Raw genomic sequence first — 15,647 nt, forward strand, 5'->3', positions numbered from 1 at the left:
GCCCCCTTGCTTCTGGGCGCAAAGGGGCGAGTCGGCGCTAGAGGGGCGAGTCGGTGTGGAGTCCTCGCCGCGAGCGCAGGCCGACACCCTATTCCGAACCGTCGTCGTCTTCCGGCTTGACGCCATCGGGCGTGGTGCTCACGAAGGAGACGGCCGCCCACGCAGACCGCTCCTCGTCCTCCCGCAGCGCTCGGCGGGATGCTCCCCACCAGCCGAGCGGGACGGCGACGGCGCTCGCCGGCGCGTAGGCACACGTGAACACCGACAGTCCGAAGTACCACGGCGCCACGCCAGTAACCAAACCCCAGCCGAGCCCGAATAGTAGGGCGGTGAGAACGCCCGCACCTAAGCCGAAGACCGTGAAGGCGACCACGTGCACCCGGTCGCGACCGATGTGCTGCAGCCTCCGTCCGAGACCATAGGCGAACGGTGAGAAGACGATCGCTGCTCCGACGGAGGTCGGTATGCCTGAGAGGGCGCCGACGAATAGGAACATCGGAAGCAATGCGAACTCCGTGGGGTCGATCGCACAGACAACCAGACCGATGAGAAGCGACGTCGTGGCACCGAACAGTTGGAACCACAACCATGCTCGCGCCGCGCCGCCGATGAACTCCTGCAACGTGAACGTGCGTGGCGACTCCGGCGTGCGGGGTGATCCGTGGCCGGCGGTTCCGTATCTGGGCGGCACGCCATCCTGCCGTTCCGCGTCGATCCTCGAGCCGGCGTCGCCGGACATCCCACCGTGCGCTGCTTCCGCATCGTTCAGGCCCGCGCCCCGATCGCTCTGACCTGCAGCACTCTCGCCCACACCCGCTGCACTCTCGCTCACACGGGCATCCTCATCGCTCGGCTCCGCGTCCCCATCGCTCGGCTCCGCATCCCTCTCGCTCATGCTCCCGCCTCCGCGACCAGGTCGAGGAGCGAGCGGAGCGGGGACCGGAGCACCGGCATCCGCGTCAGGGGAAGCGCCAGCCGCAGCAGGCCGAGTCCTTGGTCGAGGAGTCGCTGCGTGCGGCGTTGCCCCTCCGAGCGGTCGTACGTCCAGTAGAGCGCGAGCAGCAGGTAGGCGAGCCAGAGGGCGGTGGGCATCCGAGGCAGGAATTCGGCGGGCAGCGACTTCTTCGCGCCGGCCAACGCGTCGCGGAAGATGCCGACCGTGATGTCCCTGGCCGGTCCGGACTCCGGCGACAGCGGGTTCAGTGGCGAGTCGGGCGACACCATGGCCGCCAGGAATCCGGGCGCGAACGCGTGGAACGGCGCGAGTTGCGCCAGTCCTGTGCGGAACACGATGCCCACCCTCTCGACGAGATCGTCGGCGGATGCCAGCAGCGGCTCCGCTGCATCCCGGTGCGCCTCCTGCACCTCGAGATACAGCTCCTGCACCAGATGGTTCTTCGTCGGGAAGTAGTAGTACGCGTTCCCGAGCGAGACGCCCGCCTCCTCGGCGATGGACCGCATGGTCGTCGCGTCGAATCCGATTTCACGGAACGACCGCAGCGCCACGTCGCGGATGGATGCGCGCGTGCGCTCCGCCTTCGACGTCGCCTTCGCCGACGTTTGCGTCGTCGCCTTGGTCGTCGCGTAGGTCGTCGCTTCGATGGCCGTCGCGGGCTCCTCATCCTCATTTTTGAACACGTTCAGAATCTAGGACGACGATGCCGGAATGTCCACCCCGCCGATCGGGTTGAATCCGTTCGTGCACGCGGATGAGACGAACCGGACCGAACGGGCGAAGCCCGAAGAGACGCTCGGCCGCAGCGCCGAGCAGCGGCTCGAGGCCGACGCGCGGGAGGTCGAAGGGGAGTTCGCGAATCCTGCTCCGACGCGGTCCCCGCGTCTCGTCACCGTTGTCACCGCTGTCGTGGTCGCCGCGCTCGGCGGAGGGCTGATCACGATCCAGGCGAGAGTGAACGGCGAGCTGGCGCTCGAACTCGGCGACGGGTACACCGCAGCCCTCATCTCGTTCTTCGTCGGGCTCGTCGTCATCGCCGTCACGACGGCCGTGTCACCGAAGGCGAGGCGTGGCATCCGCATGATCCCGTCGGCAGTGCACAGCGGACAGCTCCCCTGGTGGATGCTGCTCGGCGGCCTGGCCGGCGCACTTCTGGTGCTGTCGCAGGGACTCGCCGTGGCGATCATCGGCGTCGCGCTCTTCACCGTCGCCGTCGTCGCCGGTCAGACCATCGGGAGCCTCGTCATCGACGCACGCGGCATGGGACGGGTTCCGCCGAAGCCCGTCACGCTCACTCGCGTGGTCGGCACGGTCATCGTGATCGGATCCGTCGCGCTGTCGGTCTCCCCGCAGATCAACGCGAACGCCCCGTTCCTCGTGCTCCTTCTGCCGCTCATCGCCGGATGCCTCACCGGATGGCAGCAGGCGGTCAACGGGCAGGTGCGCACCACTGTCGGCTCCCCCGTCGCCGCCACGCTCGTGAACTTCATCGGCGGGACGCTCCTGCTCGGGATCATCGCGATCGTGCACGTGTCGATCGCAGGGCTTCCGCACTCGTTGCCCGGCAATCCGCTGCTCTACCTCGGCGGGGTGTTCGGCGTGATCTTCATCACGATCGCCGCCGTCACCGTTCCTCTCGTCGGCGTGCTGCTGCAGGGCCTCGCGGCCGTGACCGGGCAGCTCGTTGCCGCCCTTGTGATCGAGGCGTTCTTCCCTGCTCCCGGCACGACGCTGCAGCTGGTCACGGTACTCGGAACCGTTCTCACCATCGTCGGCCTGGCTATCAGTGTCGTCCCGAGGCGGAGGCGTGCGGCACCGACGGAGGCATAAGGCACCCCCGCGGGTCGGGAGGCCACCGCCGCACGGGTGTACCCGGATGCTCCGATCGACCTGGTAGACAGGAACGTTCGGGTGCAAACGCCGGCCGCCAGGGTGCACAGTGAACCTAGGCAGGGGGCACACATGACCGACACCACTCACCCGAACAGCACCGGATCCAGCGACCGCTACGGACAGCCGGAACGCACCGGATACAGCGACCGCACGGGCGCGTTCCATCCGTTCGGCGACACCGCCGACGAGGAGCGGGTGCGCGCCGACGATCGCCGTCACGTGTTCCACTCGTGGAGCGCGCAGGCGCAGATCCACCCCACGCCGGTCGCCGCGGGAGAAGGCGCCACATTCTGGGACTACGAGGGCAGCGCATACCTCGACTTCAGCTCGCAGCTGGTGAACCTGAATCTGGGGCATCAGCATCCGGATCTCGTGCGCGCCATCCAGGAGCAGGCGGGCCGGCTCGCGACGATCCAGCCGGCCATGGCGAACGACGTGCGCGGCGAACTCGCCCGACGCGTCGCCGAGGTCGCACCAGGCGACCTGAACAGCGTCTTCTTCACCAACGGCGGAGCGGATGCCGTCGAGAACGCCGTGCGCATCGCCCGCCGCATCACGGGGCGCCGCAAGGTGCTGTCGATGTACCGCTCGTACCACGGCAACACGTCCACCGCGATCGCGCTCACCGGCGAACCGCGTCGCTGGGCGAACGAGCCGACGGAAGGATCCGTCGCCCACTTCTTCGGGCCGTATCCGTACCGGTCGGCGTTCCACGCGACATCCGTCGAAGAAGAAGGCGTGCGTGCGCTCGAGCACCTGCAGAGCGTCATCGCGCTCGAAGGGCCGGAGACGATCGCCGCCGTCATCATCGAGACGATCGTGGGCACCAACGGCGTGCTCGTTCCGCCGCCCGGGTATCTGCATGGCGTGCGCAAGCTGTGCGACGAGCACGGCATCGTCTACATCGCCGACGAGGTGATGGTGGGCTTCGGACGCATCGGCGAATGGTTCGCGGTCGACGCGTACGGCGTCACGCCCGACCTCATCACCTTCGCGAAGGGCATCAACTCCGGCTACGTGCCGCTCGGCGGCGTCATCATCTCGGATGCCATCGCGCACTTCTTCGACGACGTCCCGTTCAACGGCGGGCTGACGTACTCCGGGCATCCGCTGGCGTGCGCTGCGGGGATCGCGACGTTCGAGGTGTTCGAGAGGGACCGCATCCTGGAGCGGGTACGCGACCTCGGATCGCGCGTCGTCGAGCCGACGATCACCGCGTGGCTCGACACGCATCCGTCGCTGGGCGAGGTGCGCGGTCGCGGTCTGTTCTGGGCGCTCGAGCTGGTGCGCGACCGCGAGACGCGCGAACCCCTTGTGCCGTTCAACGCATCCGGAGCGGATGCCGCCCCCATGAATGAGGTCGCCGCGGCATGCAAGGCGGCCGGCGTCTGGCCGTTCACGCACTTCAACCGGATGCACATCGCCCCGCCGCTCATCATCGACGAGGCGGATCTGCGCCGCGGCCTCGACGCCTACGACGCGGCGCTCACCGTCGCCGACAGGTACTACGTCGGGTAGGGCGGTCCGCCGCCCTACCCGCTACCTGGGCTGGCTTCGACAAACTCAACCAGCGGAAGCGGGACCTGGGGCTGGCTTCGCTCCCCAGTGCGCACGGCCGTCACGTCGCTTCGCGACGCGCCGAAACCGGCGGCCTGGCCCCAAGCCCAACCACCGGAAGCGGTGTCGCAGCGTCGCCGGTCGCCGCTACCGTTGTCACGTGGCGGGCATACGGTACGAGTTCGAATCCGTGCTCGTGCCGTGGGAGGCGCGGCGCGAGCTCTGGGTGTTCGCGCACGTGCCGGTCGAGATCGCCGAGGAGCTGGACGACGCACCACTCCCCCGCGGCGGATTCAACTCCATCAAGGTGACGGCAACGCTCGGCTCATCCAGGTGGTCGACGTCGATTTTCCCGGAATCGAATGGCACATACGCGCTCGCCATCAAGAAGGCGATCCGCAACCGCGAGGGTGTCGACCTCGGCGACACGGTGCGGATCGGCATCGAGACGGAGATCTGAGCCGGAGACGGATACGGCCGGCACGTCGACTCGCTCCGCTCGTCCAACGGAAGCTCCGCGCGACCTCCGTCGCTGTCGCTCGGCGTGCCTGATACGGCCTCAGTCGTTCGGCTTGATCAGGCAGAACGGATGGCCCGAGGGATCCAGATACACCCGGAACGTCTCGTGATCCGACCCGGTCCTCGTGGCGCCGAGCGCGAGGACCTGCTGCTCGGCGACATCCATGTCGTCGACGCGCACGTCGATGTGCATCTGCTGCGGCACATCCTGTCCCGGCCATTGCGGCGGCCCGTAGTCTCCCTCCACCTGCTGGAACGCGAGGAGCGGACGCGCATCCGGTCCGGACGCCAGCATCACCCACCCCTCGCTCTCCTCGACGATCTGCATCGGCAGCAGTTCCTCGTAGAATCGCGCGAGCGACAGGGCGTCGGGACAATCGATCACGAGCACATCCCAGGTTCCGATCATGCGCTGACCCTAGGCCGACCCACCGACGCCGCGCACGATCGGCACAGAACGTTCCCCGTTCAGAACTGAACGGTCGTGGTTCTGCAGAGGCTGAGCGCTTTCCTGCAATGGCCTGGAGCGTAGTGATCCCGCACAGTTCATCCTGCAGAAAAGGCTCCATAAGGCGTCGGGAAGGACCGCCTCTGCAGGATGAAGCACCCCGGGGCGGATGAACCCTGCGGCAGATGAAGCACCCGGGGCAGATGAAGCACCCCGGGGCGGATGTCCCCTACGCGGCGACCGCCACCTGCGCCTGCTCGTCGTAGAGGCGGGCGTACTGGCCGCCGAGGGCCAGGAGCTCGCCGTGGGTGCCCTGCTCGACGACACGTCCGTGGTCGATGACGAAGATGACGTCCGCACCGACGATCGTGGAGAGCCGATGGGCGATGGCAAGCGTCGTGCGTCCGGTGGACGCCGAGTCCAGCGCCTGCTGCACGACACGCTCGGAGATGGTGTCCAGGGCGCTCGTCGCCTCGTCGAGGATGAGCACCTCCGGATCCTTCAGCAGCACTCGCGCGATGGCGATCCGCTGCTTCTCGCCGCCGGAGAGACGGTATCCGCGTTCGCCGACGATCGTGTCGTAACCGTCGGGGAACCCGACGATCGTGTCGTGGATGTTCGCGGCGCGGGCGGCCGCCTCGAGTTGCTGCTGCGTGGCATCCGGTGCCGCGTATCGCAGGTTCTCGGCGATGGACGCGTGGAACAGGTACGTCTCCTGACTCACGATGCCGATGTGGTCGATGAGCGATTCGTGCTGCAGCTCGCGCACGTCCGCGCCCGCGAAACGCACCGATCCGCCCGTCGCCTCATACAGTCTCGGCAGAAGGTACGAGACCGTCGTCTTGCCGGCGCCGCTCGGCCCGACGAAGGCCGCGAACTGGCCGGGCTCGATGGTGAACGACACGTCGTCGAGCGTCGGGCGTTCGCCTTCGCGGGCGTCCGGATACCGGAACGTCACGTCGCGGAACTCGATCCTGCCGACCTCGTCGCCCTTCGCGACGGCCACGGCGTCGGTGCGATCGGCGATCGCGGGCTTCAGGTCGAGGTACTCGAAGATGCGGGCGAACAGCGCACCTGACGTCTGCAGGTTGAGCGCGGTCTGCATGATGCCCATCAGCGGGAACAGCAGGCGCGCCTGCACTGTCGTGAACGCGACGATCGTGCCTGCCGTGATGTCGGCCGCGCCTCGGCCGAGCAGCCACGCGGAGACGAGGTAGACGACCGCGGGGATCGACGACAGGAAGATGTGCACCATCGCGAAGAACCACTGGCCGCTCATGGTCTCCTTCACCTGGAGCGCGACCTGGGTCTCGTTCTCGTCCGAGTAACGGGCGGTCTCGAAGCGCTGACGGTTGAAGCTCTTGGAGAGCAGGATGCCCGACACGCTCAGCGTCTCCTGCGTGATCGCCGTCATGTCGGAGAGCGACTCCTGGGTCGCCGTCGCGATACGTGCGCGCACCTGCCCCACGCGTCGCTGGGCGATCACGAGGAACGGCATGAGCACGACGGCGATGAGCGTGAGCTGCCAGTTGAGCAGCAGCATCGCCACGAAGGCCGCGATCACCGTGACGATGTTGCCGAGAACACTGGAGACGGTGTTCGACAGCACTCCGGCGACGCCGCCGACGTCGTTCTGCAGCCGGGACTGGATGACGCCGGTCTTCGTTCGCGTGAAGAAGTTGAGTTCCATGGACTGCAGGTGGCGGAAGAGCTTCACCCGGAGTCCGCCCATCACCTTGTTGCCGACGGTGGCCGTCAGGTAGGTCTGCCAGACACCGAGCCCGCTCGACGCCAGGTAGACGATGATGATGGCGACGACCAGAGTGGCGGTCACGGCCATGTCCGGATGCCCCGCCTTGGGGAACAGCCCGTCGTCGAACACCTGCTGGGTGAGCAGCGGCGGCACGACGGAGAGCGCCGCCGACACGAGGACGAGCGCGACCGTCACCGACAGCGCGACCTTGTACGGCGCGAACAGCTGCGCGACCCTGCGCATCAGGTGCGGGATCTTCGGCGCCTGGGCGTTCCTGGCCTTCTGCGCGGCGATGTCGCCGCGTGCGGCACCGCGGCCGTGACCGTCACCACCGTGTCCGCCGGCGTGGCCGCCGCGTGGACCGCCTCCGCCCGGGCCGCGTCCCGGTCCCATTCCGCTCATGCGTGACTCCTCGATCTGCGGATGCCTGTTGCGCGTGGATCCGGCGACCACCGGCTCATCCGTCCGCGCAATAGACTATCAACGATATATCGCTTGCAGCTATTCCGTGTCGTGCGCGGCTCGCGACGGACACCGCCTCGCCGAGTCGACGGTTCGCTGCACCGACATCATCGGCCCCTGCACCGACATCCGCCGGCCGGGCTTCGGCCGGACCCTCTCGTCCGGCGACCACCTCCGCGGCCCAACCCACGACTCCGGCAACGAGGTACACGACCTCCGCCACCGACATCCGCAGCCCGGTCCACCGGCATCCGAGGAGCGATGATGCGATTCGGCGGTCTGCGTGGTCCACTTGTCCAGTGACGGACAACTCACCCCAGGCACCCACCGGCCGCGCCGGTTCGTTCTCCCTCTCGCCCGATCCCTCAGGGACCACCGTGAGCAAGCGTGCCTGGTGGGCACTGGTCGTGCTGCTCGCCGGCATGGCCATGGCACTGCTCGACACGAGCATCGTCAACGTCGCGCTGCAGACGATCCGCACAAGCCTCGACGCCGACGAAGCGACCCTGTCGTGGGTCATCTCCGGATACGCGCTCGCCTTCGGCCTCTTGCTCATCCCCGCCGGACGATTCGGCGATCGCTTCGGCCACAAGTGGATCTTCATCGTCGGCGTCGCGGTGTTCACGCTCGCCAGCGTCTGGTGCGGCTTCGCGCAATCGAGCACCGAGCTCGTCGTCGCTCGCGTGGTGCAGGGAATCGGCGGCGGCATCTACGTGCCGGCCGTGGCATCCCTGATCCAGCTGATGTTCCCGCCGCGCATCCGCGGGCGGGCCTTCGGCGTGATGGGCGCCGTGATCGGCATCTCGACGGCGCTCGGCCCGCTCGTCGGCGGTCTGCTGATCCAGGCCTTCGGCGAGACCGAGGGATGGCGTTCCATCTTCTTCGTGAACGCACCGATCGGCGTGCTCACCGTGATCGCCGCGTTCCTGCTCGTACCGCGCGGGGCGGAGGGCAAGCGCCTGTCGACGGATGTCGTCGGCCTCCTCCTCGCGATCGCCGGCCTCGTCGCGCTCCTTGTGCCATTGATCGAGGGAGAGGACCAGGGCTGGCCGCTCTGGACCTGGCTCAGCCTCGCCGGCGGCATCGTGCTGCTGGTGCTGTTCGCCTTCTGGGAGCGGCACGTCGCCACCACGAAGACGGAGCCGCTCGTTCCGCCGCACCTGTTCTCGCATCCGCAGTTCACGGGCGGGGTGCTGCTCGCATTCGTCTATTTCGCGGCGTTCACCAGCATCTTCTTCACCATCTCGCTGCTCTGGCAGGCGGGTCTGCAGCACACTGCGCTCGAGTCAGGCCTGGTATCACTCCCGTTCTCGATCGGCAGCATCGTCGGAGCCGCGCTGAGCGACCCATTCGCGCAACGGCTCGGACGCAACGTGCTCAGCCTCGGCACCGGACTCGTCGCGCTCGGCCTCATCACGTTGTGGCTGATCTTCTGGCTCGCGCCGACCCAGGATCTCGTCAACTGGGATCTCCTCCCGCCGCTCCTCGTCGCCGGCTTCGGCAGCGGTCTCTTCATCGCACCGAACGCGCGCTTCATCGTCGCCACCGTGGACAACTCGGAGGCCGGAGCCGCGAGCGGCGTCATCCAGACCATGCAGCGCATCGGATCCGCGGTCGGCATCGCCATCATCGGCAGCGTGCTTTTCGCACAGTTGCCGTCGTCGTTCGCGCCGAGCAAGGCCAAGGCCGCCGAGATCGCGCAACAGCATGCCGCCGGCGGCTCTGACGCCATCAAACACGCGATCCAGCAATACGTCGACCACGGCCTGGCCGTCGCGTTCGGCGACGGGGCGGCTCTGGCCATGCTGACGAGCTCGGCCTTCGCCGTCGCGGCGTTCCTGCTCGTGTTCGCCCTTCCGAAGAAGGTCAGCCTGCACTGAGCTTTTCGCGCGCCGCTCCCCGCGCGGCGCGCCGCAGTCGACACCGCGCGTGGCTGCGATCGGTGCGACGTACACGCCGCCGCACCGGCGAGCGTGTCACCTCCCCGGGAACTCGACCCGCTCCAGTACCGGCCGTATCAACCAACCACGCCGATACTGCGCGCGCCCGACTGACGGCCGAGACGGCCGTCAGCGCCGGGGTCGCGGCTGATCGCTGAGCTTCACCCCCCGGAGGCAACGCCGTGCGCTCCAGCGTCCACCGCGCGCGGCGCCGAGGTGCCCACCGCGGACGCCCGCCGGGTTCGATAGCCAAGGAGGAACAGCGCCAAGGCGATCACGCTGACCACCGCGCCGGCGATCGGAACCAGCCACGGGCCGGCGACGTCGAGCGAGAGGTTTCCGAGCGGAGGCGCGATCGCGATCCCGAGGTACATCGCGGTCGAGTACCACGCCATGGTCTGCTGGGCGCTCTGCGGATCGATCGTGACCAGCCGGTGCTGCACCGGAATCGTCAGCCCGGCGACGACGATGCCCCACACCGCGAACACCACGACGGATGCCGCGAACGACCACTCGAAGCACGCCAGCGTCACCAGTGCGACCGTCTGCACGAGCAACGCGACCGTCGCACTGACCCGACTGCCGTACCGGTCCGTCACACGACCGGCGAACGCGTTGCCGATGACGCCTGCGACACCGTAGACGAGAAGGAGAACAGCCAGCAGCGAGCCGGATCCGCCCGTCGCAGCGCGCACGACCTGCGCAGAGAAGATGTAGACGATGTTGAAGCTGGCGGTCACGAAGAGTGTCGTCCCCAGGGCTGCGAGCACGCGCAGGTCGGACAACGGTCGCAGCCGGCGGAGGAGCGGGATCGGAGCGGGGTGCGGAACCGCACGGAACATCGGCAGGATCAGCACGGTGACGACCGCGCCGATGACGGCCAGCGCCCACATCGGAGCGCGCCATCCGGCGATGCTGCCCAGCGCCGTGCCGAGCGGAGCACCGAGCGCGACCGCGAGCGTGAAGCCCGCCCCCACCATGGCGAGCGCCCGTCCTCGACGCTCTGGCGACACGATCGTCGCGGCGACCGCGCTCGCCGTCGGCACCAGTGCGGCTCCGCCGAGGGCGGCGATCACACGTGCGACTACGAACCCGGTCAGTGAGGTGCTGAGCGCCGCGATGACGACGCCGACCGTGAACAGCAGCGCTCCGCCCGCCATCAGGAACCCGCGCGGCATGCGGGACAACACGATCGCCACGACGGGCGACGCGAGCGCTACGAGGAGCGCGTAGACGGTGATCGAGTAGCTGACAGATGCCTGGCTCGTGCCGAGCCCGCCCGCGATGCGCGGCAGAAGTCCGGCGATCACGAAGGCGTTCGTTCCGACCGCGAACAGACCGACCATAAGGACGATGAGTCGAAGGGTCGAACCGCGATATGATTGTTCGATGACGGTCATACCGTCAAGATAGACCAACTGTTCGATGGATGTCGAACTATTTTTCGGAGAGTGACGTGCCAGAACACGAACCCGACGGATCCGGCAGGCCCGAGCAGGAGCCCCCTGCGTTCCGGCTCGAGAACGGGATCGAGCACTATCCCGTCCCCGACCTGGCCGACGTGCAGCTCGTGGACGTGCTGCGTGCGTTGGGTGATCCGATCCGACTGGAGATCGTCCGTCGACTGGCGGATGGCACGCCGCGTCCGAAGTCCGAGGTCGTCGGCGAGTTCAGCGTGCAGAAGTCCACGCTGTCGCACCACTTCAAGACGTTGCGCGAGTCCGGGCTGACGAAGTGGGCGGTCAACGGTCGCACGCACGAGATCGAGCTGCGCCGCGCCGAGCTCGACGAGCGGTTCCCCGGCCTGATCGAGTCGCTCCTCACCGACTGATCACGCGGTGCGCCGATCGCGTGCACCGCGGGGAAGCGCCTACGCGCGTGACCCGGCTGCGACCTCCGCCAGGAACCGGGCGACTGCGTCCGCGCGACCCGAGTCCTCGCATCCGTCGCCGCCTGCGCAGTGGCCGTGCGGCAGCACGTGCACCCAGGTCGGTCCGCCGAGCGCGTTGGCGACTGCGAACTGTCCCTGCGGCGGAACGCTCGGGTCTGCCAGTGCCGGCAGCACGAGCACGGGCACGGTCACGCGCAGGGCGGCGCTGGCGGCATCCGCATAGCGAAGCGTCTCCATGACCTCCGGATGCTCCACGACATACTCGCGCACCACAGCTGCCGAGCCTGTGCTCGGCACGGCGACCCGTAACGGATGGTTCCCGAAGCTCGGCACCTCGAGCACACCGGCCGAGAATCGGTCCCCGAAGGCGAGGGCGAGTGCACCGATGCCGCCGCCGAAGCTTCCGCCGATGTAGACCGGCAGGTCGATGCCGGGGAACAGCATCCGCAGCACTCTGGCGGCGATCCACGTGTCGACGACCGATCCGACGTGGCTGTACTCGCGCGGCGAGCGGATGCCCCACAGCACGTGATGCAGACCCGTCGCGCCGCCAACCCCCTCGACCTCGCTCCTGGTCGGAAGCCCGCGCGCGACGGGGAACACGGCCACCGCATCCGTCGGGATGCCGGACACGTCGGGTGCGTCGCGCCCGCCGTATCCGTGTCCGATGACGAAACCCCGCGCCGGCGCGACGCCGCCGCGCGGACGGGTCAGCCAGCCGCCGATCCAGCGCCCGTCGAGGCTGCGAAACTGCAGGTCGGCGACCTCGACTCCCGGCGCGTCGGGAAGCGGCGACCACGCGCCCATCCCGATCGCGAGCTCGATGGCATCCGCCTCAGGGGAGATGCCGGCCCAGAACGCGTCGAAGTCGTCCGGTTCCTCCGGAGTGCCGATCTCGAGCAGCTCCGTCAGCGCGTAGCCGTGCGTCGGGTCGAATCCGAACCGCTCTGCCATGGGCGGCGCGACTGTCGCACCTGTTCGTCGTCTGTCGTTCACGTGTCGTGCCTCCTTCGTCGCGGGCGAGCGTCCGACCCGCCACCCTAGCCACCCAGCCGATACCAGTCGGCTGCCGTGCCCCCGCGCGTCCGATCTGCGACGACGACCGAGCGATCGGACGCTGCCCCTTCCACGCTGTTCGGACGCTCGGCCGACACCGATCCCCTGCCGTCTTGACGGTCGGTCGACGTCGGCCCCGTTCCCGCCCAGTCGGCGACGAGGCCGTCAATCGTTCCGATCGCGCCGACGTATCCGCCGACCGGTTCGCAGAGGGGCCAGTCGGATCCGATCATCACCCGGTCGGGCCCGAAGTCCTCGAGCACCGCGTCGACGTAGGGACGCAGGTCGTCGATCCCTTGGCGATCCGAATCGAGCTGGGTGAGCAGCCCGGACAGCTTGACCGCCACGGAGCCGTGTCGGGCGAACGCCTTCAGGTGCGCACGCCAGGACTCGAGGTCGTTGCGGGCGACATCCGGTTTCGCGAGGTGGTCGATCACGAATCGGAGGTCGGGCACCGCCTCGACGAGCGCCAGCGCGTCCGGAAGGCGTTCGGGCGTGAGGAGCAGGTCGAGCGTGAGGTCGCGGGCGGCGAGGGCGCGCATTCCGTCCGCGAGCGGCGAGGCCGCACGGTCGTCCGCCCGTCGCGCGTCCCCTGGGTGTGGAATCGCGAGCTGTCGAGTCGCGATGCGCGGGACCATCGAGCGGATGCCCACCAGCCGCTCGCCTCCTGCTGAGCCGAGCATGCGGTCGAGGCGTCCCTCGACATCCGGTGCCGCAAGATCGACCCAGCCCACCACGCCCGCCACCAGCGGGTCGGAGCCGGCAAGGGCGAGAAGCTCCTCGCTCTCGGTCTCGCTGCCGATGGTCTGCACGAGCACCACGCGATCGACACCGGCTTCCGCGGCGAGGGGCCGGAGCCGGTCGAGCGTGTCGCGCGGTTCGACGGCACGCGCGCCGGTGCGCCGGCCGGTGTCGGCCAGCGCGTCGGTCCACACGTGCACGTGTGCGTCGGTTCTCATCGCTTCTTTCGTGTCGTTCGCTCGAGTGCCCGGTCCGAACGCCCGAGCGCCCCGGGCGAGGCGAAGCCGAGTCGGGGGCCTGCCGACCGGCCTGCCCTCCGACTCGCTCCGCTCGCTCAGGGAACTCGGCGTTTGTCGCCTAGCGGCGAGTGGCGCCGGCCGTCCACCTCGGGGCGCCGTACTGGTAGGCGCCGAGGCTGGGCGTGGCATCCGTCGATCCGTCGTTGATGCCGGGCAGCGGGATGGCCGCATTGCGTGCCGGCGAGCCGGGCTGCAAGGTGTAGTCGTTGTTCGCCGCATCGGTGAACAACGGATCAACGGTGGAATCCATATTGTCGGTCAGCACCATGCCTCCCAGGGTCGCATCCGTCGTTCCGACCATCGCCCCGATGTTGTTCTCCACCACGGTTCCGGTGGACTGGTTCGCGCCCTTGACGTACATCATGTAGACGCCGCCGGTGTTGTTGGCGACGAGGTTGTTGTACGAGCCAGAGCCGAGTCCGTTGAGCATGACGGTCTGCGTCGGGTTGTTCCAGCCCACGTTGTTCACGACCCGCACGTCGCTCTGCCCGTTGTCGAGGTAGACGCCTGCCATGGCGAACTTCTCGGTCGTGCCGATGGCGGGTGTGGCGTCGTGCAACACGTTGTGGTCGATCGACGTTCCCTGCATCGACCCGCCGCAGCAGCCGTAGATCGCCGCGGTGTCGAGGTTGAGGTTTCCATACTCCGAGATGTCGTTGTACGCGATGCGATCCGGCGCCTCGATGCCGCTCGCCGGCTGGATCCACTGCAGGTTGATGCCGCTTCGTCCCACCCGCGAGATGGTGTTGTGCGTGACAGTCTCGCCGGATCCCTGCACGGCGATACCTGCCGCATACGTTCCCGCATAGTCGACGTCGGTGATCACGTTCTCCGTCGCCGTATTGCCGTTTCCGAGCAGCGCGATGCCGTTGCCGGCGCTCAGCGAGAGCGTGCTGTCACGCACGACGTTCCCCGTGCCCTTGATGACGATGCCGCTGTCGACGATGCCCCTGTTGACCGTCGTGCCGCAGTTCGTGGCGCCCTGCGTGACATCCGTGTAATGCGAGAGGTACTTGCCGACGATGCCGTCGAGCGTGATGCCCGTGCTGTTGTCACCGGTCGCGATCGACGTGCCGAACAGGTGGATGCCCTGTACCGTCGTGTTGCTCGCGCTCGTGAGGTCGAACCCGAGCTGCCGCTGCTTCGTCTCGATCAGCTGGGTCGACGGCGGCCTCTGGCTCACCAGGTAGAGCTGCTTGGCGGACGTGTCGTAGAACCACTCCCCGTTGTGCGAGAGCTCGGCGATCTGACCGGCCAGCGTGTAGCGCGTCTGGCCGGGCGTGATGGTGTGCACGCACGCGGGTGCGACGTCGAGAGTGAGGGATCCGGTCGCCGAGTCGACGATGGTCCCGGTCTCGGTGGCGTACCAGTAGCTGGTGAGCACGCGGGCGCCGTTCCAGTAGCCGGCCGGTTGCGTGAGGGCGGGATCCACGAGCGTCGCGCCCGTGCTGCCCGCCTGCGCACGCTCGACGGTGAGCGGATGGATCGGGTCGCTGCCCGGATACGGCCACTGCGCCTCGACATCCATCGCGCCATCCGTGAAGACCTGCACGGGGCTGACGTCGTCGCCAAGGTCGATCGGCACCGAGTAGACGTCTCCGGCGTCGACGGCCTGGCTGAACGCGGAGCCGACGACGAACGGATCGGATGCCGCCAAGGCCGTGACATCCCGCCCCTTGACGTGCTTCCAGTGGCTCACCGGATCCGCACCTGAGACGGTGACCGTCGCCCCGCGCGCCGCCCGGTACGTGATGGGTGCTTGCGCGGTGCCGGACGCCTTGGGCGTGACGGTCTCGCGATACGTGCCGCCCGCGATCTCACAGGTGTCGCCCGCGATCATCACATCCGCGCAGCGCTGGATCGTCGCGAACGCGTGGTTCGGGCTGCGACCGTCCTTGTGGTCGTTGCCGTGCGTGGAGACGTAGTACGTGGTGCCGTGAGACGGCGTGGCAGCGGCTGCTGCGGGGATCGCCAGCGCGACAGCCGCGACAGCCGCGACCGCGAGCGCGGCAACGCGCCTGCCCGGCGGCGTCGACTGTACGGATCGTCGGTCCGTGAGCGCCTTCGGTGACCGATCGCCGGGACGGCGGTTGTTGACAGCAAGCATCCTCGCTCCTATCGATAGGGTATAAT

At 68.3% G+C, this 15,647-nt stretch carries 13 protein-coding genes; 5 read left to right on the plus strand and 8 right to left on the minus strand.

The genetic code is table 11. The annotated features are described in order from the left end of the window. Positions 1 to 88 precede the first annotated feature (88 nt). Positions 89 to 895: a hypothetical protein gene (locus ACX9R5_RS00455; protein ID WP_459407041.1), complete on the minus strand. Its 807-nt coding sequence runs from the start codon at positions 893 to 895 to the stop codon at positions 89 to 91. Next, positions 892 to 1,638 (minus strand): TetR family transcriptional regulator, encoded by a 747-nt coding sequence (locus ACX9R5_RS00460; RefSeq protein ID WP_459407042.1) that lies wholly within the window; start codon positions 1,636 to 1,638, stop codon positions 892 to 894. The genes ACX9R5_RS00455 and ACX9R5_RS00460 overlap by 4 nt, the downstream gene beginning before the upstream one ends. Before the next feature lie 28 nt (positions 1,639 to 1,666). On the opposite strand from ACX9R5_RS00460, the gene ACX9R5_RS00465 reads away from it, so the two are divergent. The 3 genes from ACX9R5_RS00465 to ACX9R5_RS00475 all read left to right on the plus strand — a co-directional run bounded on the left by ACX9R5_RS00465 (position 1,667) and on the right by ACX9R5_RS00475 (position 4,865). Continuing rightward, complete coding sequence (locus tag ACX9R5_RS00465) at positions 1,667 to 2,785, plus strand: DMT family transporter (RefSeq protein WP_459407043.1); 1,119 nt, start codon at positions 1,667 to 1,669, stop codon at positions 2,783 to 2,785. Between the two features lie 132 nt (positions 2,786 to 2,917). Further along, positions 2,918 to 4,366 (plus strand): aminotransferase class III-fold pyridoxal phosphate-dependent enzyme, encoded by a 1,449-nt coding sequence (locus ACX9R5_RS00470; RefSeq protein WP_459407044.1) that lies wholly within the window; start codon positions 2,918 to 2,920, stop codon positions 4,364 to 4,366. A gap of 199 nt (positions 4,367 to 4,565) precedes the next feature. Beyond that, entirely contained in the window at positions 4,566 to 4,865 is a 300-nt protein-coding gene (locus tag ACX9R5_RS00475; protein ID WP_459407045.1) for a DUF1905 domain-containing protein, read from the plus strand. 99 nt (positions 4,866 to 4,964) lie between these two features. Here the strand turns inward: ACX9R5_RS00475 and ACX9R5_RS00480 are convergent, their stop codons facing one another. Next, positions 4,965 to 5,333, minus strand: coding sequence for a VOC family protein (locus tag ACX9R5_RS00480; protein WP_459407046.1), 369 nt, complete (start codon positions 5,331 to 5,333; stop codon positions 4,965 to 4,967). 268 nt (positions 5,334 to 5,601) lie between these two features. After that, entirely contained in the window at positions 5,602 to 7,518 is a 1,917-nt protein-coding gene (locus ACX9R5_RS00485; protein ID WP_459409004.1) for an ABC transporter ATP-binding protein, read from the minus strand. Between the two features lie 368 nt (positions 7,519 to 7,886). On the opposite strand from ACX9R5_RS00485, the gene ACX9R5_RS00490 reads away from it, so the two are divergent. After that, entirely contained in the window at positions 7,887 to 9,467 is a 1,581-nt protein-coding gene (locus ACX9R5_RS00490) for an MFS transporter (protein WP_459407047.1), read from the plus strand. Positions 9,468 to 9,688: 221 nt separating this feature from the next. Here the strand turns inward: ACX9R5_RS00490 and ACX9R5_RS00495 are convergent, their stop codons facing one another. Then, positions 9,689 to 10,927: an MFS transporter gene (locus tag ACX9R5_RS00495; protein WP_459407048.1), complete on the minus strand. Its 1,239-nt coding sequence runs from the start codon at positions 10,925 to 10,927 to the stop codon at positions 9,689 to 9,691. Positions 10,928 to 10,983: 56 nt separating this feature from the next. Here ACX9R5_RS00495 and ACX9R5_RS00500 point away from each other — a divergent pair, with 56 nt between their 5' ends. Continuing rightward, positions 10,984 to 11,358, plus strand: coding sequence for an ArsR/SmtB family transcription factor (locus ACX9R5_RS00500; protein WP_459407049.1), 375 nt, complete (start codon positions 10,984 to 10,986; stop codon positions 11,356 to 11,358). 39 nt (positions 11,359 to 11,397) lie between these two features. Here the strand turns inward: ACX9R5_RS00500 and ACX9R5_RS00505 are convergent, their stop codons facing one another. From ACX9R5_RS00505 to ACX9R5_RS00515, 3 genes are all read right to left on the minus strand, one after another. Next, positions 11,398 to 12,372: an acetylxylan esterase gene (locus tag ACX9R5_RS00505; protein ID WP_459407050.1), complete on the minus strand. Its 975-nt coding sequence runs from the start codon at positions 12,370 to 12,372 to the stop codon at positions 11,398 to 11,400. Between the two features lie 86 nt (positions 12,373 to 12,458). After that, positions 12,459 to 13,433, minus strand: a complete 975-nt coding sequence (locus tag ACX9R5_RS00510; RefSeq protein ID WP_459407051.1) for an amidohydrolase family protein — start codon at positions 13,431 to 13,433, stop codon at positions 12,459 to 12,461. 139 nt (positions 13,434 to 13,572) lie between these two features. Further along, positions 13,573 to 15,621 (minus strand): right-handed parallel beta-helix repeat-containing protein, encoded by a 2,049-nt coding sequence (locus tag ACX9R5_RS00515; RefSeq protein ID WP_459407052.1) that lies wholly within the window; start codon positions 15,619 to 15,621, stop codon positions 13,573 to 13,575. Between the last annotated feature and the right edge of the window lie 26 nt (positions 15,622 to 15,647).

The sequence above is a fragment of the Rathayibacter sp. CAU 1779 genome (assembly GCF_054551755.1).

What these genes read in the sequence shown, in the direction of transcription:
- ACX9R5_RS00495 (WP_459407048.1), bottom strand. Translation starts at nt 10,927, where the DNA reads ATGACCGTCATCGAACAATCATATCGCGGTTCGACCCTTCGACTCATC.
- ACX9R5_RS00465 (WP_459407043.1), top strand. Translation starts at nt 1,667, where the DNA reads ATGTCCACCCCGCCGATCGGGTTGAATCCGTTCGTGCACGCGGATGAG.
- ACX9R5_RS00505 (WP_459407050.1), bottom strand. Translation starts at nt 12,372, where the DNA reads ATGGCAGAGCGGTTCGGATTCGACCCGACGCACGGCTACGCGCTGACG.
- ACX9R5_RS00470 (WP_459407044.1), top strand. Translation starts at nt 2,918, where the DNA reads ATGACCGACACCACTCACCCGAACAGCACCGGATCCAGCGACCGCTAC.
- ACX9R5_RS00515 (WP_459407052.1), bottom strand. Translation starts at nt 15,621, where the DNA reads ATGCTTGCTGTCAACAACCGCCGTCCCGGCGATCGGTCACCGAAGGCG.
- ACX9R5_RS00510 (WP_459407051.1), bottom strand. Translation starts at nt 13,433, where the DNA reads ATGAGAACCGACGCACACGTGCACGTGTGGACCGACGCGCTGGCCGAC.
- ACX9R5_RS00455 (WP_459407041.1), bottom strand. Translation starts at nt 895, where the DNA reads ATGAGCGAGAGGGATGCGGAGCCGAGCGATGGGGACGCGGAGCCGAGC.
- ACX9R5_RS00485 (WP_459409004.1), bottom strand. Translation starts at nt 7,518, where the DNA reads ATGGGACCGGGACGCGGCCCGGGCGGAGGCGGTCCACGCGGCGGCCAC.
- ACX9R5_RS00480 (WP_459407046.1), bottom strand. Translation starts at nt 5,333, where the DNA reads ATGATCGGAACCTGGGATGTGCTCGTGATCGATTGTCCCGACGCCCTG.